The organism is Thermus thermophilus HB8 (assembly GCF_000091545.1).
Lineage (GTDB): Bacteria > Deinococcota > Deinococci > Deinococcales > Thermaceae > Thermus > Thermus thermophilus.
The window spans coordinates 1,377,149-1,401,461 of record NC_006461.1 but is presented as its reverse complement, the minus strand read 5'-3'; the positions used below and the strand labels follow the sequence as shown (position 1 = coordinate 1,401,461).

The 24,313-nt window shown below is 68.5% G+C and carries 23 protein-coding genes and 1 tRNA gene; 12 read left to right on the top strand and 12 right to left on the bottom strand.

Features of this window, described 5'->3' with window-relative positions:
* The first annotated feature begins 79 nt into the window (after nt 1–79).
* Nucleotides 80–1,414 (top strand): replicative DNA helicase, encoded by a 1,335-nt coding sequence (gene dnaB / locus TTH_RS07445; RefSeq protein WP_011173520.1) that lies wholly within the window; start codon nt 80–82, stop codon nt 1,412–1,414.
* Here dnaB and TTH_RS07440 read toward each other — a convergent pair.
* Entirely contained in the window at nt 1,411–1,962 is a 552-nt protein-coding gene (locus TTH_RS07440; RefSeq protein WP_024119613.1) for a protoglobin domain-containing protein, read from the bottom strand. The genes dnaB and TTH_RS07440 overlap by 4 nt on opposite strands.
* Before the next feature lie 7 nt (nt 1,963–1,969).
* Between TTH_RS07440 and TTH_RS11710 the strand changes: the two genes are divergently transcribed.
* Nucleotides 1,970–2,098 carry a hypothetical protein gene (locus tag TTH_RS11710; protein ID WP_259331145.1) on the top strand — a complete coding sequence of 43 codons (129 nt, stop codon included), beginning with the start codon at nt 1,970–1,972 and terminating at the stop codon, nt 2,096–2,098.
* Nucleotides 2,099–2,199: 101 nt separating this feature from the next.
* On the opposite strand, the gene TTH_RS07435 is transcribed toward TTH_RS11710, so the two are convergent.
* Nucleotides 2,200–6,678: a glutamate synthase-related protein gene (locus TTH_RS07435; RefSeq protein ID WP_011228702.1), complete on the bottom strand. Its 4,479-nt coding sequence runs from the start codon at nt 6,676–6,678 to the stop codon at nt 2,200–2,202.
* 170 nt (nt 6,679–6,848) lie between these two features.
* Between TTH_RS07435 and TTH_RS07430 the strand changes: the two genes are divergently transcribed.
* Nucleotides 6,849–6,924, top strand: a tRNA-Lys gene (locus TTH_RS07430).
* Nucleotides 6,925–6,969: 45 nt separating this feature from the next.
* Complete coding sequence (locus tag TTH_RS07425; protein WP_011228701.1) at nt 6,970–8,007, top strand: DUF815 domain-containing protein; 1,038 nt, start codon at nt 6,970–6,972, stop codon at nt 8,005–8,007.
* On the opposite strand, the gene TTH_RS07420 is transcribed toward TTH_RS07425, so the two are convergent.
* Complete coding sequence (locus TTH_RS07420) at nt 8,004–9,656, bottom strand: CTP synthase (protein WP_011228700.1); 1,653 nt, start codon at nt 9,654–9,656, stop codon at nt 8,004–8,006. The genes TTH_RS07425 and TTH_RS07420 overlap by 4 nt on opposite strands.
* 110 nt (nt 9,657–9,766) lie before the next feature.
* Here TTH_RS07420 and rplM point away from each other — a divergent pair, with 110 nt between their 5' ends.
* Complete coding sequence (rplM, locus tag TTH_RS07415) at nt 9,767–10,189, top strand: 50S ribosomal protein L13 (RefSeq protein ID WP_011173515.1); 423 nt, start codon at nt 9,767–9,769, stop codon at nt 10,187–10,189.
* A 2-nt stretch (nt 10,190–10,191) separates the two neighbouring features.
* Nucleotides 10,192–10,578 carry a 30S ribosomal protein S9 gene (gene rpsI / locus TTH_RS07410; protein WP_011228699.1) on the top strand — a complete coding sequence of 129 codons (387 nt, stop codon included), beginning with the start codon at nt 10,192–10,194 and terminating at the stop codon, nt 10,576–10,578.
* A 54-nt stretch (nt 10,579–10,632) separates the two neighbouring features.
* Here the strand turns inward: rpsI and TTH_RS07405 are convergent, their stop codons facing one another.
* Complete coding sequence (locus TTH_RS07405) at nt 10,633–12,315, bottom strand: long-chain-fatty-acid--CoA ligase (protein ID WP_011228698.1); 1,683 nt, start codon at nt 12,313–12,315, stop codon at nt 10,633–10,635.
* Nucleotides 12,316–12,390: 75 nt separating this feature from the next.
* On the opposite strand from TTH_RS07405, the gene TTH_RS07400 reads away from it, so the two are divergent.
* Complete coding sequence (locus TTH_RS07400) at nt 12,391–13,017, top strand: phosphoribosyltransferase (protein ID WP_011228697.1); 627 nt, start codon at nt 12,391–12,393, stop codon at nt 13,015–13,017.
* On the top strand, nt 13,005–13,385 hold the full coding sequence (locus tag TTH_RS07395; protein WP_011173512.1) for a cupin domain-containing protein: 381 nt from the start codon (nt 13,005–13,007) through the stop codon (nt 13,383–13,385). Before TTH_RS07400 ends, TTH_RS07395 begins: the two co-directional genes overlap by 13 nt.
* 16 nt (nt 13,386–13,401) lie before the next feature.
* On the opposite strand, the gene TTH_RS07390 is transcribed toward TTH_RS07395, so the two are convergent.
* The 4 genes from TTH_RS07390 to speD form a co-directional block, all read right to left on the bottom strand.
* Nucleotides 13,402–14,358, bottom strand: a complete 957-nt coding sequence (locus TTH_RS07390) for an ABC transporter permease (protein ID WP_011228696.1) — start codon at nt 14,356–14,358, stop codon at nt 13,402–13,404.
* Nucleotides 14,348–15,271 carry an ABC transporter ATP-binding protein gene (locus TTH_RS07385; protein ID WP_011228695.1) on the bottom strand — a complete coding sequence of 308 codons (924 nt, stop codon included), beginning with the start codon at nt 15,269–15,271 and terminating at the stop codon, nt 14,348–14,350. The genes TTH_RS07390 and TTH_RS07385 overlap by 11 nt, the downstream gene beginning before the upstream one ends.
* Before the next feature lies 1 nt (nt 15,272).
* A complete protein-coding gene (locus TTH_RS07380) occupies nt 15,273–16,418 on the bottom strand; it encodes a COG1470 family protein (protein ID WP_011173509.1) in 1,146 nt (381 codons plus the stop codon).
* 87 nt (nt 16,419–16,505) lie between these two features.
* Entirely contained in the window at nt 16,506–16,940 is a 435-nt protein-coding gene (gene speD, locus TTH_RS07375; protein ID WP_014510642.1) for an adenosylmethionine decarboxylase, read from the bottom strand.
* A gap of 294 nt (nt 16,941–17,234) precedes the next feature.
* Here speD and sdhC point away from each other — a divergent pair, with 294 nt between their 5' ends.
* Genes sdhC through TTH_RS07355 form a run of 4 tightly spaced genes read left to right on the top strand, consistent with a single transcriptional unit; the run spans nt 17,235 to nt 20,428 of the window.
* Nucleotides 17,235–17,600, top strand: a complete 366-nt coding sequence (sdhC, locus tag TTH_RS07370; RefSeq protein ID WP_011173507.1) for a succinate dehydrogenase, cytochrome b556 subunit — start codon at nt 17,235–17,237, stop codon at nt 17,598–17,600.
* Complete coding sequence (locus TTH_RS07365) at nt 17,590–17,985, top strand: succinate dehydrogenase hydrophobic membrane anchor subunit (RefSeq protein ID WP_008632977.1); 396 nt, start codon at nt 17,590–17,592, stop codon at nt 17,983–17,985. The genes sdhC and TTH_RS07365 overlap by 11 nt, the downstream gene beginning before the upstream one ends.
* Nucleotide 17,986: 1 nt before the next feature.
* A complete protein-coding gene (sdhA, locus tag TTH_RS07360) occupies nt 17,987–19,720 on the top strand; it encodes a succinate dehydrogenase flavoprotein subunit (protein ID WP_011228694.1) in 1,734 nt (577 codons plus the stop codon).
* Between the two features lie 9 nt (nt 19,721–19,729).
* A complete protein-coding gene (locus TTH_RS07355; RefSeq protein WP_011228693.1) occupies nt 19,730–20,428 on the top strand; it encodes a succinate dehydrogenase iron-sulfur subunit in 699 nt (232 codons plus the stop codon).
* Between the two features lie 120 nt (nt 20,429–20,548).
* On the opposite strand, the gene aspS is transcribed toward TTH_RS07355, so the two are convergent.
* The 4 genes from aspS to TTH_RS07335 form a co-directional block, all read right to left on the bottom strand.
* Entirely contained in the window at nt 20,549–21,817 is a 1,269-nt protein-coding gene (gene aspS / locus TTH_RS07350; protein ID WP_011228692.1) for an aspartate--tRNA(Asn) ligase, read from the bottom strand.
* 115 nt (nt 21,818–21,932) lie between these two features.
* Nucleotides 21,933–22,232, bottom strand: a complete 300-nt coding sequence (locus TTH_RS07345) for a hypothetical protein (RefSeq protein WP_011173502.1) — start codon at nt 22,230–22,232, stop codon at nt 21,933–21,935.
* Nucleotides 22,219–23,532, bottom strand: coding sequence for a phospholipase D-like domain-containing protein (locus TTH_RS07340; RefSeq protein WP_011228691.1), 1,314 nt, complete (start codon nt 23,530–23,532; stop codon nt 22,219–22,221). The genes TTH_RS07345 and TTH_RS07340 overlap by 14 nt, the downstream gene beginning before the upstream one ends.
* Nucleotides 23,514–24,269 (bottom strand): TatD family hydrolase, encoded by a 756-nt coding sequence (locus TTH_RS07335; protein ID WP_011228690.1) that lies wholly within the window; start codon nt 24,267–24,269, stop codon nt 23,514–23,516. Before TTH_RS07335 ends, TTH_RS07340 begins: the two co-directional genes overlap by 19 nt.
* Nucleotides 24,270–24,313: the final 44 nt, after the last annotated feature.

The following is a 24,313-nucleotide window of genomic DNA, read 5'->3' as shown; positions in this document are numbered from 1 at the left end:
AGCGGAAAAGAGCCAATCCTTCCCACAAGGAAAGGCCTCTGGCGGAAGGAGGGGAGGCGGGCTTAACCTGGGGAGGCTTATGGAAGGCCGTATCCCCCCCCACAGCCTCGAGGCGGAGCAGAGCGTCCTGGGGGCGATCCTCCTGGACTATCAAGTCCTGGACGAGATTGAGGGCCTGCTCCCCACCCCCGAGGCCTTCTACGCCGAGGCCCACCGCAAGATCTACGCCGCCATGCAGGGCCTGAGGGCCGAGGGCAGCCCCGTGGACCTGGTGACCCTCGCCGAGGAGCTTTCCCGCCGGGGGGAGCTGGACGGGGTGGGGGGGATCAGCTACCTGATGCAGCTTTCCGAGGCCACCCCCACCGCCGCTTACGCCGAGCACTACGCCCGCATCGTGGCGGAGAAGTGGACCCTGCGCAGGCTCATCCAGGCGGCCGGGGAGGCCATGCGCCTCGCCTACGAGGAGGCGGGAAGCCTGGACGAGATCCTGGACCAGGCGGGGAAGCGGATCCTGGAGGTGGCCCTGGCCCAGACGGAGGTGGAGGCCCGCTCCATGCGGGAGCTCGTCCACGAGACCTTTGAGCACATTGAGGCCCTCTTCCAGAACAAGGGGGAGACCGCCGGGGTGCGCACGGGCTTCAAGGAGCTGGACCAGCTCATCGGCACCCTCGCCCCCGGCTCCCTGAACATCATCGCCGCCCGCCCCGCCATGGGGAAGACCGCCTTCGCCCTCACCATCGCCCAGCACGCCGCCCTCAAGGAGGGGGTGGGGGTGGGGATCTACTCCCTGGAGATGCCCGCGGCCCAGCTCGTCCTCCGGATGATGTGCTCCGAGGCCCGCATTGACATGAACCGGGTCCGGCTCGGCCAGCTTTCCGACCGGGACTTCTCCCGCCTCGTGGACGTGGCGGGCCGGCTTTCCGAGGCCCCCATCTTCATTGACGACACCCCCGACCTGACCCTCATGGAACTCCGCGCCCGGGCCCGGAGGCTCAGGAGCCAGCACAACGTGGGCCTGATCATCATAGACTACCTCCAGCTCATGTCGGGGCCCGGAGGGGGGCAGAAGGGGGAGAACCGGCAGCAGGAGATCGCCGCCATCTCCAGGGGGCTCAAGGCCTTGGCCCGGGAGCTCGGCGTGCCGGTGATCGCCTTAAGCCAGCTCTCCCGGGCGGTGGAGGCGCGGCCCAACAAGCGCCCCATGCTCTCCGACCTCAGGGAGTCGGGCTCCATTGAACAGGACGCCGACCTGGTGATGTTCATCTACCGGGACGAGTACTACAACCCCCACTCGGAGAAGGCGGGGATCGCCGAGATCATCGTGGGCAAGCAGCGCAACGGCCCCACGGGGACCGTGGAGCTCCAGTTCCACGCCCAGCACGTGCGCTTCAACGACCTGGCCAAGGAGCCCTAGGCCCGGGAGAGGAGGGCCGAGGCCCCCTCCTTGAGGGCTTGGGTGAGGTCCCGGTGCCCCAGGGAAAGGCCTAAGGAGAGGGCCTCGAGGTAGCTCTCCTCAATCAGGGCCACCTCCATGGCCACGAGCTTCTCAAAGGCCTCCACGGCGCTGTAGACCTCGTGTCCCCTGAGGGCCATGCGCATGTGCTCCAAGGAGAGCTCCTGCACGATGCCCATGGCGGGGATCATGGCCCGGGGGCCGATGCCGAGCCGGGCGTGCACCAGGCCGATGCGCCGCCTCCTTTCGGCATAGGCCCGGTCGTAGACCCCCGAGAAGAGCTCGCCGTACCAGCGGGCAAAGGTCCGGTAGAGCCTCTCCACCCGCCCCGGCTCGGCGTGAAGGATGGCGCCGAGCTCCGGGTCCCGCCCCAGGTAGTCGTAAAAGGCCAGGGCCACCTCGTGGGCGATGGGGACCATGACCTCGCCGAGCTCCCTAAGGAGGGCGGCGTGGGCCTCGGTGAAGCCCGTACGGCGCTTGAGGAGGTCCAGAAGCTCCCCGGGGTCCACGGGACAAATGTACCTGTCCCGGGCCCTTCCCGTCCAGGCAGGGGACGCGGGCCCCCTCAAGGAGGCGATGGAAAAGCCCGGCCTGATGAGCCGGGCCGAGCTGGTCCGCTGGGCGGTAGAGGAAAAGCTCGTGTGAGGACCCCAAAAGCCCCACCCTGCTGTGAGCTAGCCCAAGGGAGCCCCTTGAGAACCCTTTGCCGGGGCCCCCATGCTGGCGCAAGCCAGCATGGGGTGGTATTACTCCGTGCTCACCCCCTGGTCCACCTGCTGGCTCACGGGTTCCACCATGCGGAAGTGCTCCGCCGGGTTCTCCAGGAGCTTTTCCAGCCGCTTCGCCTTCTCCTCCCGCTTGGCCTCCCGGAGCACCCGGATGTAGGCGGAAAGGAGCTCCCGCACGTCCTCCACGCCCCTGGCGTCCAGGGGCTTCACCGCCACCTTGGCCCCCTTGGCCAGCCGGCGCTTCATGGCCTCCTCCGTGAGGCCCATCTCCGGCCAGTGGCGCAGGTAGACCCTCCCCCCGGTCATGCCCGAGCAGATCCAGGGCCCGGGGTCCCCGAGGACCAGGGCCCGTCCCCGCGTCATGTACTCAAAGGCGAAGCCCTTGGCCTGGGCCCGGGCGGCGAGGTTGCCGAGGTCGTCCCGCAAGGGGCGCTCGGGCTCCCCGCCCAGGATCACGTCGGCCCCGGAGAGGCGGATGCAGAAGCGGCTGTCCGCCACCCCCTCCACGATGAGAAGCCCCCCGATGGCCCCGTAGGCGAAGCTCTTGCCCACCGAGCCGTCCACGTAGGCGCCGAAGGGGTTCTTCCCCTTGAGGACGGCCACGGTGCCGCCGAAGGCGCTCTTGGCCACCCCGTCCTGGGCCCCGCCTTCCACCACCACCTTCATCCCCTCCACGTTGAAGGCGGCAAGGCCATTGCCGGCGACGCTCCCCGCGTCAAAGCGGAGCTCCACCTCCGCGTCAAACCCTTTGCCGTAGAGGCGCCGCCTCGCGATCTCCCCGGCGAGGTGGGCCCCAAGCGCCCGGTCGGTGGAGTCCACGGGGCCTTCCTGGAAGACGAGGCGCTTGCTGCCCTCGGCGTAGGCGGCCATGACCACCTCGGTGATGGTGCGGGTGAGCTGGTTTAGGGGCTTCCTGAGGACGTGGGCGGAGGTGTCCTTAAGCCACTCGGGCTCTTCCACGGGGGCGAAGAAGTAGCTGAGGTCCAGCTCCTCCAGGTGGTCCCTCTGGTAGAGGAGGTCCGAGCGGCCGCGAAGCTCCTGCAAGGAGCGGGCCCCCAGGGCGGCCACGAGTTCCCTCAAGGCCTCCCCCATGGCCCCGAAGAAGCGGGTGAGCTGTTCCACCGCCCGGTCCAGGTCCTGGGGGACGAAGCGCTTGAGGCCGTGGGCCATGGCCTCCTCCACCGTCTCAATCTGGGTGGTGATGCCCACGTGGCAGGTGTCCAGCTGGCAACCGCGGCAGATGGTGCAGCCGATGGCCACCATGGCCATGGTGGCCATGCCCACCCGGTCGGCCCCCAGGAGGACCATGCGCAGCACGTCGTAGGCGGTCTTGAGGCCCCCGTCCGCCCAGATCTCCACCTTGTCCCTAAGCCCCGCCCGCACCAGGGCGCGGTGGACCCGGCGCACGCCGAGCTCCACGGGAAGCCCCGCGTACTTCAGGGCGTGGAGCCTGGCCGCCCCCGTCCCCCCCTCAAACCCGGAGAGGGTGATGACGTCCGCCCCCGCCTTGGCGATGCCCACGGCGATGGTGCCGATGCCCGGGATCACGGGCACCTTCACCGAGACGAGGGCCTTGGGGTTCACCGTCTTCAGCTCCTCAATGAGCTGGGCCAGGTCCTCAATGGAGTAGAGGTCGTGGTTGTTGGAGGGGCTGATGAGGTCCACCCCGGGGACGGCGTTCCGGGCGGCCGCCACCTTGGGGGAGACCTTCTTGCCGGGGAGGTGCCCCCCTTCCCCGGGCTTCGCCCCCTGGCCGATCTTGATCTCAATGACGCTCGCCGAGTTCAGCATGTAGGCGTGGACCCCGAAGCGGCCCGAGGCCACCTGCTGGCCCCGCCAGGGGGTGTACTTGCCCAGCATGTCGGGGATCTCCCCGCCCTCCCCGTTGATGCAGAGCATGTTGAGGCGCTTGGCGGCTTCGGCGTAGGCGCGGAAGGAGGCCTCCCCCTGGGAGCCAAAGCTCATGGCGCTGATGACGAAGGGCAGGGAGTGGGCCCCCACGGAGAGGTCCACCTCCTCCGGGGCCACGTCGCTCCTTTCGGGGAAGCGCACCTCCAATAGCTGCCTGGCCGCCACGGGGTTTTCCCGCTCTAAGGCGCGCACTTTCTCCTGGAAGTGGGCGTAGGGGGCCTTCCCCGAGGCCACCTCCTGGGCCGCCTTGTAGATCCTGGGGTTGAAGCGGAAGTCCTTGGCGGGCATGACCTTTTCCGCCCGGAGGAACCCCTCCCGCTCCAAGAGGGTCCGCTCCAGCTCCAAAAAGCCGTACCCCGCCTTCTCCGAGCCCAGGAAGTTGCGGGTGCCGAAGTACTCGGCGAGCTCGGGCTTGAGGCCGATGGCGCTGAAGATCCGGCCGTAGCCCCTTAGCTCGTGGATCCCCATGGTGGAGATGACCTTCTCCAGCCCCTTCTTCAGGGCCTCGAGGACCCCGGCGAGCCCCTTCCTCCCCTCCAGGGCCCGGGCCTTCTCCTCCATGAGCCAGGGGGCCACGGCCTCGGCGCCGAGGCCCAGGAGGAAGGCCACGTCGTGGAGGTTCCGCACGCCCCCGGAGTGGACGAGGAGCGAGGTGCGCCGCCTCAGGGCCACCCCCTCGGCGTCCCGCTTCATGAGGGCCCGGTTCACCGCGGCCACGGCGAGGCCCACGTCAATCCACACGCCTCCCTGGAAGGCCTCCCGGTCGGAGAGGATGAGGACCTCGGCCCCTTCCTCCACGGCCTTCACCGCTTCCTCCTCCAGGCGCTTTAGCCCGGCCAAAAGCCCTTCCTCCACGGTGAACTGGGGGACGAGGGTCTTGGTCCTAAAGCGGGCCCGCACCTCGGAGAGGGTCAGGGTGCCGAAGGCCTCCGCCAGGGCCTGGTCCTCCTCCAGGACGATGGGGAGGAGGAGCTCCTCCACCCTCCCTCCGCCCCGCCCGTCGGGCAGGGGGCGGCGGCCCAGGAGGGTGCGGGTGGAGAAGTGCTCCACCTCCCGCTCCCGGTCAATGGCGGGGTTGGTCACCACCGCCACCGTCTCCTTGAAGAACTCGGAGAGGTTGGGCTTTTCCGGATTGAGGGCGGCGAGGGGCCCGTCGTAGCCCAGGGAGCCGATGGGCTCGTTCCCCGTCTTGGCCAGGGCCTCGAGGTAGGCCTGGTCCCAGCGGTCCCAGCCGAAGGCCCGCTCCAGGCCCAGGGGGGGCGGGGCGGGCTTCTCCTCCACCTCCACCCCGCTTCCCCCCGCCAAAGGGGGCGGGGCCTGGCGGAGGGGGCCCGTCAGGTGGACCCGGTACCCCTCCACGGGCGTGCGGGCGGCGACCCTCTCCAGGACCTGCCGCTGGTGGCGGTCAAAGGGGAGCACCTTGGCCCCTTCGGGGGTGAGGCGGAGGTAGACCTTCTCCCCGGGGGCCAGGGGCTTGGGCTCGGAGACGAACTCCTCGGCGCTGAAGACCCCGCGCTCGGAGGAGAAAACGAGCTCGTAGGGGGTTTCAAACTGCCAGAGGGGCCGTAGGCCCATGGCGTCGGTGGCGAAGACCGCCTCGTCCCCGTGGCGGCTCACGATGGCCGCGGGGCCCTGGGCCAAGGGTCCGAAGCGCTGGCGCAGGGCCATGTAAAGGTCCTGAAGGTCCTCGGGCAGGGCCTTGATCTCCCCCAAGACGGGGGGGAAGACCAGGTCCATGGCCTCGGGGAGGGTGAGGCCGTAGCGGTAGATGAGCCCCTCCAGCATGCGGTTCAGGTCCTGGGAGTCCGAGCCCCCGGTCCGGGGGATGCCCAGGAAGTCCATCTCCCGCCTCAGGCGCTCAATGGTGTTGATCTCGCCGTTGTGGCCGATGAGGCCGAAGGGTTGGACCTGCTCAAAGGTGGAGAGGGTGTTGGTGGAGTAGCGGTTGTGGCCCAAGGCGATGCGGCTTTTGAACTCGGGGCGGGAGAGCTCGGGGTAGTAGCGCTTGAGAAGCTCCGCCGCCCCCCGCACCTTGTAGACCACGCTGTGGGTGGACAGGGAGACCACGTGCACGGGGAAGCTGGCCTCGAGCCTCAGGCCCAGCTCCCACAGGGGGGCGTCCCCGTCCGGGGAGAGCCCCGCCACCTGGAGGAAGAGGGGCTCCGTGCGCCGCCCCACGGGGCCGAGGACCTCGCTCACCACCTCTCCCCGTCGGAAGAGGACGGGGCGGACGCCGAGCCGTTGCCCTTCCCGCCGCAGGAGGTCCTCAAACTCCTGGAGCCTGCCCGCCTCCTTCTTGGGCACGAAGAAGTGGCCCACGAAGAAGCGGGGGTTATGGGCCAGGCCCGGGTCCAGGCCCGCCTGTTCCAGGAAGAGCGCCCATAGCTCCCGGGGGATGTCGGTTTGGATTCCCGTGCCGTCCCCCTCGCCCCGGATGGCCCCCGCGCGGTGGGCCATGCGGTAGAGGCTCTCCAGGGTCCTCCGCACCACGCGGTGGGAGGGCTTGCCGCTCTTTTCCGCCATGGCGATGATGCCGCAGGCGTCCCGACCTAGGGGGATGTCCGGGTAGGCGTCCTTCCAGCTCATCTTCGGGCTCCTTTTGCTTGGGGGTGGGTGGGGGTAAAAGAATGCACGTTGTTCCTGGGATTATACAGGCTGTGCCCGGCCCGGTCAAGCCACCTCGGGAAAACTTTCCCAAAGCGGGGCCTTCGCCTTGACAACTTCAAGGGGAGGGGCTAGACTTTTCTTTGGCGTTTGGGCCGCTAGCTCAACTGGTAGAGCAACCGACTCTTAATCGGTGGGTTACAGGTTCGAGTCCTGTGCGGCCCACCAACGCGCCCCCCGGGAAACCGGGGGGTTTCCTTATCGGGGGGTATCATGGGCGGCATGGTGCGGGTGCCCGAGAACCCCGAGGCCCTTTTGCCGCTGGACCTGCCCGAAGGGGAGCCCTGGGGGTACGCCTTCGCCCAGGCCCTTCTCCGGGCCCCCTGGGCCTTCCGGGCCTTAAAGCCCACGCCGGGCCTTCTGGACCTCATCCGCTGGGATCTGGACAGGCTTCACCGGGAGCTGGAGGCCAGGCGCCGGACCTGGCCCTTGGGCGCCTTGGGGCTGAGGCCCCCCCACCCCGCGGAGGAAGCCCTTCTCCAGGCGCTTCTTCGCCGGGACCCCGAGGGCGTGGTGGAGGCCTTGCGGGCCCACGGGCCCTGGCCCTTCGCCCTCTACCGGGCCTTCCGCTTTGACGGGGAGGTCCACCCCCTGCGCGCCCTGCGCCTGCCCCGGCGGGACGAGCTCGTGGGCTACGAGGCCCAGCGGGAGGCCCTCGAGGCCAACGCCCGGCGCTTCCTCTCCGGCAAGCCCGCCCTCCACACCCTCCTCTACGGGGCCCGGGGCACGGGGAAGAGCACCGCCGCCAAGAGCCTCCTCCACCTGCCCGGGGCCCGCATGGTGGAGGTGGAAAAGGGGGCCTTGCCCCGCCTGGGAGCGCTTTTGGAGCAGCTCGCCTCCTTGCCCCACCGCTACCTGCTCTTTTTGGACGACCTCTCCTTGGACCCCGAGGACGAGGCCTTCCACCACCTCAAGGCCCTCCTGGAGGGGAGCCTCGAGGGCCCCCCCGAGAACGTCCTCCTCCTCGCCACCTCCAACCGCCGCCACCTGGTGCGCCGCCTCGGGGAAAACCCCTTGCCCGGGGAGGCCCCCGAGGCCTGGGACGCCCTCCAGGACACCCTGGCCCTTTCCGAGCGCTTCGGCCTCGTCCTCACCTTCCCGCCCCTGGACAAGGCCCTCTACCTGAAGGCCGTGGCCCACCACCTGGGGCGGTCCCTGACCCCCGAGGAGGAGGGGAGGGCCCTGCGCTTCGCCCTGGAGCGGGGCTTCTCCGGCCGGGTGGCCCGCCAGTTCGCCCAGACCCTGCTCTAGGCCCTTTCCTGGTAGGCCAGCGCCGCCTCCACGAAGCCCACGAAGGGCGGGGAAGGGCGCATGGGGCGGCTCTTGAACTCGGGGTGGCTCTGGAGGCCGAGGAAGAAGGGGTGGTCCTTGAGCTCAATGGCCTCCACGAGCCCCGCCCCCCGGCCCCGCATCCCCGGGGTGGTGGCGGAAACCACGAGGCCCGCCCGCTCCAGCCCATCCACGTAGAGGGGGTTCACCTCGTAGCGGTGGCGGTGGCGCTCCAGCACCTCCTCCTTGCCGTAAAGGCGGTGGAGGAGGGTGCCGGGCTTGATGCGCATGGGCCAGTCCCCAAGGCGCATGGTCCCCCCTAGGCCCTCCACCTCCAGCTGCTCGGGCATGAGGTCAATCACCGGGTGGGGGGTGTGGGGGTCAAACTCGGTGGAGTTCGCCCCCTTGAGGCCCGCCACGTTGCGGGCAAACTCAATCACGGCGATCTGGAGGCCGAGGCAGATCCCGAGGTAAGGGATTTTCCGCTCCCTGGCGTACTGGGCCGCCCGCACCTTGCCCTCAATGCCCCGCACGCCAAACCCCCCCGGGACCAGGATGCCGGAGACGTCCCGGAAGGCCTCGTCCAGGTCCGCCGCCTCGAGGCTTTCCGCGTCCACCCACTTCACCTCCACCCGGGCCCGGTTCTTGATCCCCGCGTGGCGCAAGGCCTCCAGGAGGGAGAGGTAGGCGTCCGGCATCTTCACGTACTTCCCGGCGATGGCGATCTTGACGGTGCGCTCGGGGTGCTTGAGGACCCGGACCGCCTCCTGCCAGAAGGAGAGGTTGGGGATCACCGCCTCGAGGCCCAAGGCCCGCTCCACCGCACGGCCCAGGCCCTGCTCCTCCAGGAGCAGGGGGACCTCGTAGAGGTGCTCCACGGTGGGGCTGGAGAAGACGTGGCCCGGGCGGACGTTGGTGAAGAGGGCGACCTTCCTCCGCACCTCCTCGGGCACGGGCCGGGCGGAGCGGAGGACCAGGATGTCGGGCTGGATCCCCACGCCCCGCAGGGTGGCCACGGAGTGCTGGGTGGGCTTGGTCTTGAACTCCTCGCTGGTCTCCAGGTAGGGGACCAGGGTGAGGTGCAGGTAGAGGGTGTTCCCCTCCCCCTCGTCAAAGCGGAACTGGCGGATGGCCTCGAGGAAGGGGAGGCTCTCAATGTCCCCCACCGTTCCCCCCACCTCCACCACCACGATCTCCGCCTTCTGCTCCTCGGCCACCTTGCGGATCCGCTCCTTGATCTCGTCGGTGATGTGGGGGATGACCTGGACCGTCTGGGAGAGGTACTCTCCCCGGCGCTCCTTCTGGATCACCGAGAGGTAGACCTGCCCCGTGGTGAGGTTGTTCCCCCGGGAGAGGTCCATGTCCAAGAAGCGCTCGTAGTGGCCGATGTCCAGGTCGGTTTCGGCCCCGTCTGCGGTGACGAAGACCTCCCCGTGTTCGTAGGGGCGCATCGTCCCCGCGTCCACGTTGACGTAGGGGTCTATCTTGATGGCCGTCACCCGGTACCCCCGGGCCCGGAGGAGGGCCCCGAGGGAGGAGGTGAGGATCCCCTTGCCTAGGCTGGAAACCACGCCGCCCGTGATAAAGACGTACTTTCTGGGCCTGGGACCCGCGTCGGCGCTCCCGTTCACGGGTCTTCAGCCTACCACATCTGGCGCGGGGCCAGGGGGATGTGGTAAAGTCCTCTTTGGCGTTCTTGCGGGGTCCCCCGATCCCCCGTCAAGAACAAAGGAGGGCCCTGGTGAAGACGTACGTGCCGAAACAAGTGGAACCCCGCTGGGTTCTCATTGACGCGGAGGGCAAGACCTTGGGGCGGCTTGCCACGAAGATCGCCACCCTCCTTCGGGGCAAGCACCGCCCCGACTGGACCCCCAACGTGGCCATGGGGGACTTCGTGGTGGTGGTCAACGCCGACAAGATCCGCGTCACCGGGAAGAAGCTGGAGCAGAAGATCTACACCCGTTACAGCGGCTACCCTGGGGGGCTTAAGAAGATCCCCTTGGAGAAGATGCTGGCCACCCACCCCGAGCGGGTGCTGGAGCACGCGGTGAAGGGGATGCTGCCCAAGGGGCCTTTGGGCCGCAGGCTCTTCAAGCGGCTCAAGGTCTACGCCGGCCCGGACCATCCCCACCAGGCCCAGAGGCCGGAGAAGCTGGAGGTCTAGCGATGGAGCAGTATTACGGCACCGGAAGGCGCAAGGAGGCGGTGGCCAGGGTCTTCCTCAGGCCCGGCAACGGCAAGGTCACCGTGAACGGCCAGGACTTCAACGAGTACTTCCAGGGCCTGGTGCGCGCGGTGGCCGCCCTGGAGCCTTTGCGGGCGGTGGACGCCCTGGGCCACTTTGACGCCTACATCACCGTGCGGGGCGGGGGGAAGAGCGGCCAGATTGACGCCATCAAGCTGGGCATCGCCCGCGCCCTCGTCCAGTACAACCCCGACTACCGGGCGAAGCTCAAGCCTCTGGGCTTCCTCACCCGGGACGCCCGCGTGGTGGAGCGGAAGAAGTACGGCAAGCACAAGGCCCGCCGCGCGCCCCAGTACTCCAAGCGTTAAGCCCTGGCGCGGGAAGCGTCCCGGGGGCTTCCCCGGGGCGCTTTTCCTTCGGGCCTAGCCCTGCTTTTTGGCGAACTCCTCCCTAAGCTCCCTCCTCAGGATCTTCCCCACGCTGGACTTGGGGAGGCTTTCGCGGAACTGGATGATGCGGGGGACCTTGTAGGCGGCGAGGTTTTGGCGGCAGAAGCGCTCTATGTCCTTTTCCGAGACCTTGCCTTGGTACTCGGGTTTGAGGACGAGGAAGGCGGCCACGGTTTCCCCGCGGTAGGGGTCTGGGACGCCCACCACGGCGGCTTCCTGGACGGCCTCGTGCTGGTAGAGGACTTCTTCCACTTCCCTGGGGTAGATGTTGTAGCCGCCGGCGATGATCATGTCTTTTTTGCGGTCCACGATGTAGAAGTAGCCGTCTTCGTCCATTTTGGCGAGGTCGCCGGTGAAGAGCCAGCCGTCTTTGAGGGTTTTTTGGGTTTCTTCGGGGCGGTTCCAGTAGCCTTTCATGACGTTGGGGCCTTTGACGGCGAGTTCGCCCACCTCGCCTGGGGGGAGTTCCTTTCCTTCCTCGTCCACCACCTTGGCGTCCACGCCGGGGAAGGGGAGGCCCACGCTCCCCAGGCGCCTTTCGCCGTAAAGGGGGTTGCAGTGGGTCACGGGGCTCGCCTCCGTGAGGCCGTAGCCCTCCACCAGCTTGGCCCCGGTGAGCCTCTCAAAGCGCTCGGCCACCTCCAAAGGGAGGGGCGCCGAGCCGGAGATGCAGGCCCGGACGCTCTTGAGGTCCCGCCTTTCTATGCCGGGGAAGTTGTTGAAGGCCACGTAGAGGGTGGGGACGCCGGGGAAGTGGGTGACCTGGTGTTTTTCAATGGCCTCCACGATGGCCTTGATCTCGGGCCTGGGGAGGAGGACGATCTTGTAGCCCGAGAAGAGGCCGTAGTTCATGGCCACGGTCATCCCGTAGACGTGGAAGAAGGGCAGGGCCCCGAGCATGACCCCCTTGCCCACGAGGTCCTTGGAGGTGGGGTCCCAGGCGTCAATCTGGAGGACGTTGGCCACGAGGTTTCTGTGGGTGAGCATCGCCCCCTTGGAGAGGCCCGTGGTGCCCCCGGTGTACTGGAGGAGGGCGAGGTCCTCGGGGTCGGGGACGTGGGGCTCGGCGGGGGGGCGCTTGAGGAGTTCGGCGAAGGCGTGGAAGCCCTCCCGCTTGGGGAAGCCCAGGGGAAGGCCGTCCCGCTTGGCCTTCAGGGGGTAGAGGAGGTTCTTGGGGAAGGGGAGGAAGTCCTTGATCCCCGTGACCACCACCCGCTTCACCGGGACCTCCTTTTCCACCTCCAGGTAGCGGGGGAGGAGGTGGTCCAGGATCACCAGGGTCTCCGCCCCCGCATCCGCAAGCTGGTGGCGGAGTTCCCTGGGCGTGTAGAGGGGGTTGACGTTCACCCCCACGCCCCCGGCGAGGAGGGTGCCGTAGAAGGCGATGACGAACTGGGGAGAGTTGGGGAGCATGATGGCCACCCGGTCCCCGGGCCGCACCCCCAGGTCCTTAAGCCCCTGGGCGAAGCGGCGGGCGAGGCCCCATAGCTCCTGGTAGCTGAGGGTCTTCCCCAGAAACTCCAGGGCGACGTTTTGGGGGAAGCGGCGGGCGCTTTCCTCCAGGAACCGCCAGAGGGGAATGTCGGGGACCTGGATCTCCGGCGGAACGCCGGGGTCGTAGTGGGCCAGCCACGGTTTCTCGCGCACCTGGTCCATCTCTTGCCTCCTTTGCCTTTAGGCTACCAGAGGCTTTGTACCGGGTTCAAGACCTCCCGGGTGTACCATGGGGGTATGCGCTTTCGCGACCGCAGGCACGCCGGGGCGCTCCTCGCCGAGGCCTTGGCCCCCTTGGGCCTCGAGGCGCCCGTGGTCCTGGGCCTGCCCCGGGGCGGGGTGGTGGTGGCCGACGAGGTGGCGAGGCGCCTGGGCGGGGAGCTGGACGTGGTCCTGGTGCGCAAGGTGGGCGCCCCGGGAAACCCGGAGTTCGCCCTGGGGGCCGTGGGGGAGGGAGGGGAGCTCGTCCTCATGCCCTACGCCCTGCGGTACGCCGACCAAAGCTACCTGGAGCGGGAGGCGGCCCGGCAACGGGACGTCCTCCGTAAGCGGGCGGAGCGTTACCGGAGGGTGCGGCCCAAGGCGGCCCGCAAGGGTCGGGACGTGGTGCTGGTGGACGACGGGGTGGCCACGGGGGCGAGCATGGAGGCGGCCCTCTCCGTGGTCTTCCAGGAGGGGCCGAGGCGCGTGGTGGTGGCCGTGCCCGTGGCGAGCCCGGAGGCGGTGGAGCGGCTTAAGGCCCGGGCGGAGGTGGTGGCCCTTTCCGTCCCCCAGGACTTCGCCGCCGTGGGGGCCTACTACCTGGACTTCGGCGAGGTGACCGACGAGGACGTGGAGGCCATCCTGCTAGAATGGGCGGGATGAAGCCCGTGGTGAAGCAGGCCGCAAGCGTGGAGGCCCGCCCCGTGGAGCGGGGGGAGAAGGCCTTCATCCAGGTGCTCATCGGTCCGGAGGACGGGGCCCCCCACTTCATCCTCCGCAAGTTCACCCTCCTGCCCGGGGGGCGCATCCCCAAGCACCGCCACCCCACCCTGGAGCACGAGCAGTACGTCCTCTCCGGGCGGATGAAGGTGACCTTGGGGGACGAGGTGCGGGAGGTGGCGGCGGGGCAGGCGGTCTTCATCCCCGCCGGCACCCCCCACGCCTACGTGAACGAGGGGGAGGAGCCGGTGGAGTTCCTCTGCATCATCCCCAAGACGAGCGGCTACGCCACGGAGTGGCTGGAGGGGTAGGGGACACGCCACGGCCTCACGCCCGCACTTCCTGCCGCTGGAAGGCCACGTAGGCCCCGGTGAAGAGGAGGAGGGTGAGGGCGAGGAGCCCCGTGATCTGGGGCCAGACCAGGAGGACGCTCTGGGAGAGGGGAAGGGGCGTGCCCAGGACGGCGCCCTCCAGCTGGGTGATGAGGATGGGGCCCAAGGAGCGGACCGCCGGGTTGAGGAGGGCGGTGAGGGCCTCGGCGTAGAGGGTGTTGGGGGAGAGGCGGGAGATCCAGAGGGCGAGCTGGGCCTGCCTGAGCTGGCTCTCCGGGTCAAAGGGGTCGGCCCGGAGGAGGAGGGCCGTGGCCGCGAGGTCGGTGAGGATGGGGTAGAAGACGGCGAAGAAGAGCCAGACCCCTAAGGCGGCCAGGGCGGCGGTGGCGGGCTGGCGGAAGAGGACGGAGAAGAGGAGGCCCAGGGCGAGCCAGACCCCGGCGTAGCCCAAGGTGGCGAGGAGGAAGAAGAAGGCCCGCCCCACCTCCTCGCTTCCCGGCGGCACCCCCAGCCTGAGGAGGCCCAGGCCCACCACCATGAGGAAGAGGGCGAAGAGGAGGAGGGCCAGGGTGCCGAGGCCCGCCAGGAACTTGCCGAAGAGGAGGGCGTCCCGGTAGATGGGCTGGGAGAGGACCCGGGAGAGCGTCCCCCGGGCGTACTCCCCGTTCACCGCGTCAAAGGCCAAGGCGATGGCGGCCAGGGGGATGAAGAAGGAGAGGAAGCCCACGAAGGAGGGCAGGGGGTCCTGGGCCGTGGTGAGGAGCTTGAGGTAGAGGAAGGGGTCCTCCCCCACCGTCTGGCGCAGGGCCTGGCTTCCCGTGTAGAGGGCCCCCAGGGCGGAGAGGAGGATGAGGACCTCCAGGATCCGCATCCTGAGGCCGGTGAGGTGGTCGGCCATCTCCTTGAAGAAGACGGCCCATAGCCCGGTCCAAGGCGAGCCTTCACGCCGCATGGGCCACCTCCTTGAAGTAGTGGGCGTAGATCTCGTCCAGGCTGGGCTGGCGCAGGCTCAGGGCGTAGAGGGGGCCCCGTTCCACCACGAGCCGGGCGAGCTCGGGGCGGAGGTCCCGGGTGGCGAGGACCCGGTAGCGGCCCCCTTCGGCCTCCACCCGGCTCACGCCCTCCACGGCCTCGAGGGCCCCCTCCAGGCCGGGGGCGCCCTCCAGGAGGATCTCGTACTGCCCCCCCAGGACCCGGTGGGCGAGCTCGGCCACCGTGCCCTCGAGGGCGAGCCGCCCCTTGTGGAAGAGGCCCACCCGGTCGCAGACCTCCTGCACCTGGTGGAGGAGGTGGCTGGAGAGGAGGACGGTGATCCCCTCCGCCTTGAGGCCCTTGATGAGGTCCAGGAACTCCCGGGCGGCCTCGGGGTCCAGGCCCAGGGTGGGCTCGTCCAGGATGGCCACCTTGGGCCTTTTGAGGAGGACCTCGGCGAGGCCCAGGCGCTGGCGCATCCCCCGGCTGAAGGCGGCGACCTTCCGGTCCCTGACCTCCCAGAGCCCCATGCGCTTTAGGACCTCCTCAATCCGGGCCTCCGCCTCCTTGTCGGGAAGGCCCAGGAGCCTCGTGGTGTAGCGCAGGTTCTCCCAGGCGGAAAGCTCCCCGTAGAACCCCACCTGGTCGGGCAGGTAGCCCACCCGGGACTTGACCTTGAGGGGCTCCCGCATGGGGTCAAACCCCAGGACCCGGGCCTCCCCCGAGGTGGGCTCGGTGAGCCCGAGAAGCATGAGGATGGTGGTGGTCTTGCCGGAGCCGTTGGGGCCCAAAAGGCCGTAGACCTCTCCCTCCCGCACCGAGAGGTTCAGGTCCTCCACGGCCACCACCCGGCCGTACCGCTTGGTGAGGCCATGGGTCTGGATGACCGTCATCCTACCTCCGGCCGAAGCGGTTCACGGCGAAGCCCAAAACGAGGACGGCCACCGCCACGAGGGCCACGCCCACGAGGCCCCAGAGGGTGGAGGTGACCACGGTGGCCCGGTAGTCCAGGCTCTCGCTCACCCCCTCGTCCCCGGAGACCCTAAGGGTCACCATGTAGTCCCCCGCCACCGCCTTGGAGGAGGGCTTGATGCGGGCGGTGACCTCCGCCTCCTTCCCCGGCTCCAGGACCTCCAGCCTCTCCGGCTCAAACTTCACCTCCCAGCCCGAGGGCTCAAAGGCGCTGAAGGAGAGGTTCTTGGCGGGGGCGCTCCCCTCGTTCTTCACCACGAGCTTCACGGCGTTTTCCCGCCCGGCGGTGACCGAGCCGGAAAGCCGCCCCTCCTTGGTGCTGAGGCGCACCTCGGGGCGGCCGGTGACCTCGAGGGTCAGGGCCAAGTCCGCCCGGGCATCCCCCGCCACCGCTCGGAGGGTCACCCCGTAGGCCCCGGCGGGCGTGTCCTCGGGCAGGGAGACCTCCACGTCCAGGTCCCGGCTCTCCCCGGCCTTGACGGGGAGGCTCGTCACCTGCTGGCTGGAGAAAGCGGGGGTGAAGGTCACCTGGAAGCCCTGGGGCGCCTGGTACTCCAGGGAAACCAGGAGATCCTGGTCGGACTCGTTCCTAAGGGTCACCCGGTAGCGGAAGGAGCTCGTGGGGGGGCCTTTGAGGACGGGGAGCTCCGCCTCGAGGGAAAGCCGTTTGGGGAGCCCCTGCCCCACCATGAGGGTGATGGGCAGGCTCGCCGTCTGGCCGAGGCCCTCGGCGCGGACGAGGAAGCGGTAGGTGCCCTCCTTGACCTCCTTGGGCGGCTGGAGGCGGAGGGTGAGGCTTGCTTCCTGGTCGGGGTTCAGGTAGACGGCCCGCACCAGGCGGCCGCCCCCGGTGAGCACCGCCTGCCACCCCGCCGGGACCTCGGGCACGGAGAGGCGCACCACCCCGGGGGGGAGGCCGTAGCTTTTCAGGGTGAGGGTGAGGCTCACGCTCTCCCCGGGCTGGACCCCGATCTCGGGGTAGGCGGTGCCCAGGGCCAGACCCCGGTACTGCTGCGCCAGCGCTAGGCTCCAAAGCACCGCGAGAAGGGCCAGAACGTTCCGCATCATAGACGCCTCCACTCCTCAAGCTAGGGAAGGCGCATGAAGGAAACATGAAAGGCCCCGGGGGGCTCCCGGGACCAGAGGAGGGCGGCTTCAGCCCACCCGGGCTTCCAGGTACTCCCGCTCGCCCAGGACGATCTGGCGGGCGAGCTCGGGGTCCTTGGGGAACTCCTTGCCCCGGTTGATCATGTAGGTCTCGTAGCGCCGGATCTCAAAGACCTCGGCGAGCTTCTTCAGGGCCTTCGCCATGTCAAAGGCCTTGCAGGAGAAGATGTCCACGGAAAGGAAGCGCTTCTTGGGGAAGGTGTGGATGGCGATGTGGCTTTCGGCGATGATGACCACGCCGGTCACCCCGTCCTCGCCCCCGGGCCCGTAGCTGTAGACGAAGGGGGGAAGGACCTTGGTCATCTCCATCTCCTCAGGGAGCTCGTTGAGAACCCGGCGGATGAGCTCCGCGTCCCGCAGGCGATCGGGGTTCGCCTCGTAGCCGTCCACCATCAGGTGAGGACCGAAGCCGAAGAGTTCCACCAAGACCACCTCCTTTCCGTGCCCCCCGGGGTATCCCCCCTACGGCACGCCCCCCATTATGCCCCCCCCTCCCCCCCCTGTCAAGACCCCGTCGGAGAGCGGGAAAGCCCGCGTGGGGCGTGGGGGGCTTTGCGGGGGGTTTGCCCGGGGGCGCCTGGGGAAGGGGCGGTGGGCGTTTCTTCCCATGGGATCAGCGCTTTATACCCCCCTCCTGTAACAGGGGGGCGGGTGTGCCGGAGGATACCGAGGGGGATGAGGAAAAAGTGATATGATGGCCTCCGGCTGGAGGGAAGCATGTACAGGGGAAGCGAAGGGCAGTGGGCGTTCTACCTGCACCGCATCTCGGGGATCGGGATCCTGGTCTTCCTCGTCCTTCACGTCCTCAACATCGCCAGCGCCATGTGGGGGCCCGAGGTGTCCAACGCCTTCATGAAGTTCTACCACCAACCCGTGTTCCAGCTCGGCCTCCTCGTCCTGATCGCCGGGGTGCTGTACCACGGGTTCAACGGCCTCCGCATCATCCTCATGGACTTCACTTCCTGGGGCGTGCGCTACCAGAAGCAGCTTTGGTACGCGGCCTGGGTCCTTTTCGTGGTCTTCTACCTGCCCTTCCTCGTCAAGATCGGGGGCGGGATCCTCGGAGGGAGCCATGGCGATTAAGTCCAAAAGGTACCAGGAGGCCCGGCTCGAGGCCAGCACCAACCTGGAGCTCTACTGGTGGGTCTTCATGCGCGTCTCCGGGGTGGTGCTCGTCTTCTTGCTCATCGGCCACATGTGGATGAACGCCGTCCTCGTGGACCTCAACTCCATTGACTACGACTACGTGGCCAAGAGACTTTCCCAGACCACCTGGAAGGTCTACGACTGGCTGATCCTGGCCCTGGCGCTCCTCCACGGGGGGAACGGGCTGCGCTACGTGCTGGACGACTGGGTGCGGGATCCCATGAAGCGCTTCTGGACCAAGGTGGTGGTCTACAGCCTTTTGGCCTTTCTCTTCTTCCTGGGGAGCCTTTCCCTCTTTAACCACGACTTCGGGGTGAACTAGTATGGCGCACAGGCACGAGGTCATCGTGGTGGGTGCGGGCGGGGCGGGCCTCACGGCCGCCCTCTACGCGGCCAAGGAAGGCGCGGACGTGGCGGTGGTCTCCAAGCTCTACCCCACGCGGAGCCACACCGGGGCGGCCCAGGGGGGGATAGGGGCCGCCCTCGGCAACGTGGAGGAGGACCACTGGGAATGGCACATGTTTGACACGGTCAAGGGGGGGGACTACCTCACGGACCAGGACGCCGCCGAGGTCTTCGCCAAGGAAGTGATTGAGGCGGTGATTGAGCTGGAGCACATGGGCCTCCCCTTTGACCGGCTCCCGAACGGCAAGATCGCCCAGCGCCGCTTCGGGGGGCACACCAAGGAGTGGGGCAAGGCCCCGGTGCACCGGGCGGCCCACGCCGCCGACCGCACCGGGCACATGATCCTCCAGACCCTCTACCAGCAGTGCGTCAAGCACAACATCACCTTCTACAACGAGTTCCACGTCACCGACGTCATCATTGAGGACGGGGTGGCCAAGGGCCTGGTGGCCCTGGAGCTCGCCACCGGGGAGCTCCACCTCTTTGAGGCCAAGGCCATCGTCATCGCCTCCGGGGGGTTCGGGCGGATCTACAAGGTGACCTCCAACGCCTACACCCTCACCGGGGACCTGCAGGCCATCCTCTACCGCAAGGGGCTTCCCCTCGAGGACATGGAGTTCTACCAGTTCCACCCCACGGGCCTTTACCCCCTGGGCATCCTCCTCACCGAGGGGGCCCGGGGCGAGGGGGGGATCCTCCGGAACGCCCTCGGGGAGCGGTTCATGGAGCGCTACGCCCCCACCATCAAGGACCTTGCCCCAAGGGACCTCGTCTCCCGGGCCATGTACCTGGAGGTGCGGGAGGGGCGGGGTTGCGGCCCCAAGAAGGACCACGTCCTCCTGGACCTCACCCACCTGCCCCCCGAGATCATTGAGAAGAAGCTCCCGGACATCACCGAGTTCAGCCGCATCTACCTGGGGGTGGACCCCCTGAAGGAGCCCGTGCCGGTGATGCCCACGGCCCACTACGCCATGGGGGGGATCCCCACCACCCTCTGGGGCCAGGTGATCAAGGACGAGAAGAACACCGTGGTCCCCGGGCTCTACGCCGCCGGGGAGGCCGCCTGCGTGAGCCTCCACGGGGCGAACCGCCTGGGGACGAACTCCTTGGGGGACCTCGTGGTCTTCGGACGCCGGGCCGGGATCCACGCCGCCCGCTTCGCCCGGGACGCCGACTACCACGAGCTCACCGAGGAGCACCTCGGGGAGAGCCGGGAGCGCATTGAGCGCATCAAGAACTCCACCGGTAAGGAGAAGGTGGCGGCCCTTAGGGCCGAGCTGCAGCAGTCCATGATGGACAACGCCTCCGTCTTCCGCACCGGGGAGCTTCTTAAAAAGCAGGTGGAGATCCTCAAGGAGCTCATGGACCGGTACAAGCGGATCTCCATTGACGACAAGGGGGACGCCTACAACACCGAGCTCGTGGAGGCTTTGGAGCTCGGTTACCTCCTCGAGGTCTCCGAGGCCCTGGTCCACTCCGCCCTAAACCGCACCGAGTCCCGCGGGGCCCACGCCCGGGAGGACTACCCCGAGCGGGACGACGAGAACTGGCTCAAGCACACCCTGGCCTACAAGGTGGAAGACGGCAAGGTTTGCTTCCGCTACAAGCCCGTGGTCCTGGGCCGCTTTGAGCCCAAGCCCCGGACCTACTAGGAGGGAGGCATGCAGGTCACGCTGAAGGTCCTCCGCTTTGACCCCGCCAAGGACAAGAAGCCCCGCTGGGAGACCTACCAGGTGGAGGCCGAGCCCTGGGACCGGGTCCTGGACCTCCTGCACAAGGTCAAGTGGTACCAGGACGGCTCCTTAGCCTTCCGAAGGAGCTGCGGCCACGGCATCTGCGGGTCCGACGCCATGCTCATCAACGGCAGGAACCGCCTGGCCTGCAAGACCCTGGTCCGGGATCTGGGGAACGTGATCACCGTGGAGCCCATCCGGGGCCTCCCGGTGGAGAAGGACCTCATCGTGGACATGGAGCCCTTCTTCGCCGCCTACCGGGCGGTGAAGCCCTACCTCATCAACGACGAGCCCCCGCCCCAGCGGGAGAGGCTCCAGTCCCCCGAGGAAAGGGAGCGGTTTGACCAGGGCACCAAGTGCATCCTCTGCGCAAGCTGCACCACGAGCTGCCCCGTCTTCTGGGTGAACGGCACCTACATCGGTCCCGCCGCCATCGTCCAGGCCCACCGCTTTATCTTTGACTCCCGCGACCGGGGCAAGAGGGAGCGTTTCCAGGTTCTGGGCTCGGGGGGCGGGGTCTGGCGGTGCCGCACCGCCTACAACTGCACCGAGGCCTGCCCCCGGGACATCCCCGTGACCCAGCTCATAGAAGAGGTCAAGCGGGCGATCCTCATGGACCGCTTCTAGGGCTGATGCCTTGTTTCCTTCGCCCGGCCCCCTTGAGAACCCTTTGCTGGGACCCCCATGCTGGCGCAAGCCAGCATGGGGTAAAAGGGGCGCGCCCCGGGAAGCCCGGGGCGCTTTGCTTTAGGGCGTGAGCCGGTGCCGGTCCCGGGGGAAGGCGCGGGCGTAGCGCACGTTGGGGAGGCCCAAAAGCTTCTGGGTGAGGCGCTCGGCCCCGATGGCGAAGCCCCCGTGGGGGGGCATGCCGTACTTGAAGACCTCCAGGTACCCATGGAAGGCCTCGGGGTCCATGCCCTTGGCCTTTAGGCTTTCCAAGAGCTCCTCGTAGCGGTGGATGCGCTGGCCCCCCGAGGTGATCTCCAGGCCGCGGAAGAGGAGGTCAAAGCTCCTCGTGGTGCCGTCCTCCTCGGGGTAGGTGTAGAAGGGGCGGACGGAACGGGGGTAGCGGGTGACGAAGAGCCAGTCCGAGCCCCAGCGTTCCTTGGCGTACTCTCCGAGGAGGCGTTCCGCCTCCTCGGAGAGGTCCTGGCCCACGGGGTAGCCGAGCTCCTCTTTGAGGATCCTTTTGGCCTCGGCGTGGGTGAGGCGGGGGATGTCCTGGGGGAAGGAGGGCCACGTGGCCCCCAGGAGGCGGATCTCGTCCCCGGCCGTGTTCAGGGCCTCCTCCAGCATCTCGGCGAGGAGGGCTTCCTCCAGCCGCATCAGGTCCTCCTCGTCCGCGATGAAGCCCATCTCCACGTCCAGGGAGAGGTACTCGTTCAGGTGGCGGCTCGTGTGGTGCTCCTCCATGCGCCACACCGGGGCCACCTCGTAGACCCGTTCAAAGACCCCCACCATGATCTGCTTGTAAAGCTGGGGGGACTGGGCGAGGTAGGCCCTTTTTTCAAAGTAGTCCACCCCGAAAAGCCCGCTTCCCCCTTCGGCCCCGGCCCGCACCACCTTGGGGGTGAAGATTTCCGTGAAGTCCTGCCGGTCCAAGTAGCGGCGGAAGCCCCGCACCAGGGCGGCCTGGACCTTGAGGGGGGCGCGGGCCTTCTCCCCCCTTAGGGTGACGTAGCGGTACTCCAGGAGGGTGTCGGGGTTCGCCCGCCACTCCTCTTTGGGGATCTCCACCGGGGTGGGCTCGAGGGCCGGGGAGAGGACCTCCACCTCCTTGGCCTGGACCTCGAGGCCCCCCGGGGCCTTGGCGTTTTCCACCACCAGGCCCCGCACCCTTAGGGCGGACTCGGGTAAGGGGAGCTTGAGCCCCCCGGTGACCACCTGGACGACGCCGCTTCGGTCCCTGAGGAGGAGGAACTGGATCCTCCCCAGGTCCCTGCGCCAGTGGAGAAAGCCCAGAAGCTCCACCTCTTGGCCGACGTGCGCTTTGAGGTCCCGTACCAGTACCCGCATGGCGTGCCCCCTTCTTAAGCCTTGGCCCCCCCGGCCAAGGAGAGCCGGGGGGGCCAGGCCTTGCCCCCCTTAGCGGTCGTTGTTGCCAAGGCGAGGGCGCATGTTGGGCCTAAGTTTAGGGGTTTTCCCCCGGAGGGTCAAGCCGCTCAAAGGCGAGGACCAAATGGGGGAGCTCCTCGGGGCCCGCCACGGCGAAGAAGTTCTCCTCCACCTCCCACCGGGCGGCCCACTGCCCCGCCACCCCGGCGAGGGCGAGGGGCCTCGCCTCCTCCTTGAGGAAGCGCTTGCGCCTCAGGCGGAGGTCGCCCTTTTCCGCGTAGAAGACCTGGTAGACCACCCCGCCCCGCCGCTTTTCCCCGTAGACGCCCCCCTCTATGGGGCTCACCTCGTAGCCCAGGGCCTTAAGGGCCTCCATCCAGCACCTCCAGGTTCTCCGGGCCTTCCAGGACGATCTCGTAGTAGCCGGCGTAGAGGACGATCCGCCCCCTGGCCCGCACCTTCTTGCCCAGGTAACTCTGGGGGAAAGGCTGGGCGAAGAGGCCGTAGCTTCTCGGGAAAGCCACCAGCCGGAGGTCGCTTTCCCCCGGGCCGAACTTGAGGAAGGCCACCGTGCCCCGGTCCTCCACCGCCTGGATCACCCCCTCCACCGTGGCCACGCGGCCGAAGTACCGGGGGGCCTCCTGCCAGGGGATTACCCCCTCCACCGGGGGGAGGGCGAAGGGGTTTTCCGGAAGGGCCTTTTCCCAGTCCCCCTCCATCACGAAAAGGAGCCTTCTAAAGGCCTCGGGGGCCTCCCGGGCGGTGAAGCGCACGGCAAGCTCCCGGTTGGCCTGGATGGAGTTGGCGCTCAGGTTGAGGCTTCCCAAAAGGGCCTCTTCGCCGTCCCGCACCAGGACCTTGGCGTGGACGTAGGGGTCGGGGAGGAAGCGCACCAGGGCCCCCGCCTCCTTGAGCCTCAGGGCCCCCGCGAGGAAGTAGGTGTCCCCGGGCTCCTTAGGGCTCCCCAGAAGGCGCACCCGCACCCCCCGGCCCAGGGCCTCCTTCAGGGCGGCCTCCACCTCGGGGTCGGCCATGGCCTGGTGCTCCAGGAAAAGCTCCCTTTGGGCCCCCCGGATGAGGGCGAGGAGGGTTTCCCGGGCGTTCCCCTCCTTCACCCCGCCCAGGACGCGGCTTGGCGCCCAGACGAGCAGGGCTTGGGAGAGGTCCAGCCTTTCCCCTTCCCAGTCGGCCTCAAAGACCTTGGCGATCTCGGCCACCTGCGCGGGGTCGTCCAGGATGAGGGCGTACTCGCGGTTGGCGGCGAAGGAGCTTCCCGTGAGGTTCATGGTGCCCACCCAGGCCCGCTTGCGGTCCACCACCAGGCTTTTTTCGTGCACGAAGACGAAGCGGAAGGGCGTGGTGAGCCTGACCTCCACCCCCCGCGCTTTAAGGGCCTGGAAGACCTCGAGGTCCACCCGCCCCCCCGAGGGCTCCCGCTCCAGGAGGACCCGCACCCGCACCCCTCGCCTCGCCGCCTCCCCCAGGGCCTCCACCACGTCCATGCGGCTTGGGGTCCAGAGGTACATCTTGACCAGGATCTCCTCCCGGGCGGAGGCGATGAGGTCCAGGAGGGGCTTGACCCCGTCCTCGGGCTCCACCACGAGGCGGGGCGCCGCCAGGGCCAGGGAGAGGAGCCAGAGCAGAACGAGGAAACGCCTCATGGCCAGCCAAAGCATACCCGGGCGTTCCGGTCGGTGAGGGCCTCCGCCTCGGCGAAGGGAAGGCCCCGCGCTTCCGCGAGTTTCTCCAGGGTAAAGCGCACGTAGTGGGGGCGGTTCCGCTTGCCCCGGAAGGGCTCCGGGGGAAGGAAGGGGGTGTCGGTCTCCACCAGAAGCCTGTCCTCGGGGAGCCGGGCCGCGGCCTCGCGCAGGGCGGCGTTTTTCCTGTAGGTGAGGGGCCCGGCGAAGCTGAAGTAGGCCCCCACCTCCAGGCCCGCCGCTTCCAGGGCGGGGTGGCCGGAGAAGGCGTGGAGCACGGCCCGCTTGGGCCGGTGGAGGAGGAGCCAGGCGGCGAGGTCCTCCTCGGCCTTGCCGTCCTTGCTCCGCACGTGGAGGACCAGGGGAAGGCCGAGGGCCTCCGCCAAAGCCGCCTGGAAGTCCAGGGCCTTGAGCTGGGCGGCCCTGGTCTCCGGGGTCCAGTAGTAGTCCAGCCCCGTCTCCCCGATGGCCCGCACCCGCTCGCTTCGGGCGTAGTGGCGGAGGGCCTCCTCCACCTCGGGGGAGAGGAGGTGGGCGCTCGTGGGGTGGAGGCCCACTGCGGCGTAGACGTTTCCCTGGGCCAGGCTTAGGGTCTTCTCCCAGCGGCCCGGGTCCACCCCCAGGGTGAGCACGGCCCGAAGCTTTGGGAGGTGGGCGGCGGCCTCGGCGAGCTCCTCCGGTTCCAGGAAGTCCAGGTGGGCGTGGGTGTCGGTCACGGGACCACTTTATACCCTTCCGGGTTCCTTCGTCCGACTGGCCC

Bases quoted from the DNA above. Each gene is read 5' to 3' on its own strand.
- dnaB (WP_011173520.1), top strand. From the start codon at position 80: ATGGAAGGCCGTATCCCCCCCCACAGCCTCGAGGCGGAGCAGAGCGTC.
- TTH_RS11710 (WP_259331145.1), top strand. From the start codon at position 1,970: ATGTACCTGTCCCGGGCCCTTCCCGTCCAGGCAGGGGACGCGGGCCCC.
- TTH_RS07435 (WP_011228702.1), bottom strand. From the start codon at position 6,678: ATGAGCTGGAAGGACGCCTACCCGGACATCCCCCTAGGTCGGGACGCC.
- TTH_RS07425 (WP_011228701.1), top strand. From the start codon at position 6,970: ATGGGCGGCATGGTGCGGGTGCCCGAGAACCCCGAGGCCCTTTTGCCG.
- rpsI (WP_011228699.1), top strand. From the start codon at position 10,192: ATGGAGCAGTATTACGGCACCGGAAGGCGCAAGGAGGCGGTGGCCAGG.
- TTH_RS07405 (WP_011228698.1), bottom strand. From the start codon at position 12,315: ATGGACCAGGTGCGCGAGAAACCGTGGCTGGCCCACTACGACCCCGGC.
- TTH_RS07400 (WP_011228697.1), top strand. From the start codon at position 12,391: ATGCGCTTTCGCGACCGCAGGCACGCCGGGGCGCTCCTCGCCGAGGCC.
- TTH_RS07395 (WP_011173512.1), top strand. From the start codon at position 13,005: ATGGGCGGGATGAAGCCCGTGGTGAAGCAGGCCGCAAGCGTGGAGGCC.
- TTH_RS07390 (WP_011228696.1), bottom strand. From the start codon at position 14,358: ATGCGGCGTGAAGGCTCGCCTTGGACCGGGCTATGGGCCGTCTTCTTC.
- TTH_RS07385 (WP_011228695.1), bottom strand. From the start codon at position 15,271: ATGACGGTCATCCAGACCCATGGCCTCACCAAGCGGTACGGCCGGGTG.
- TTH_RS07380 (WP_011173509.1), bottom strand. From the start codon at position 16,418: ATGATGCGGAACGTTCTGGCCCTTCTCGCGGTGCTTTGGAGCCTAGCG.
- sdhC (WP_011173507.1), top strand. From the start codon at position 17,235: ATGTACAGGGGAAGCGAAGGGCAGTGGGCGTTCTACCTGCACCGCATC.
- TTH_RS07365 (WP_008632977.1), top strand. From the start codon at position 17,590: ATGGCGATTAAGTCCAAAAGGTACCAGGAGGCCCGGCTCGAGGCCAGC.
- sdhA (WP_011228694.1), top strand. From the start codon at position 17,987: ATGGCGCACAGGCACGAGGTCATCGTGGTGGGTGCGGGCGGGGCGGGC.
- TTH_RS07355 (WP_011228693.1), top strand. From the start codon at position 19,730: ATGCAGGTCACGCTGAAGGTCCTCCGCTTTGACCCCGCCAAGGACAAG.
- aspS (WP_011228692.1), bottom strand. From the start codon at position 21,817: ATGCGGGTACTGGTACGGGACCTCAAAGCGCACGTCGGCCAAGAGGTG.
- TTH_RS07345 (WP_011173502.1), bottom strand. From the start codon at position 22,232: ATGGAGGCCCTTAAGGCCCTGGGCTACGAGGTGAGCCCCATAGAGGGG.
- TTH_RS07340 (WP_011228691.1), bottom strand. From the start codon at position 23,532: ATGCTTTGGCTGGCCATGAGGCGTTTCCTCGTTCTGCTCTGGCTCCTC.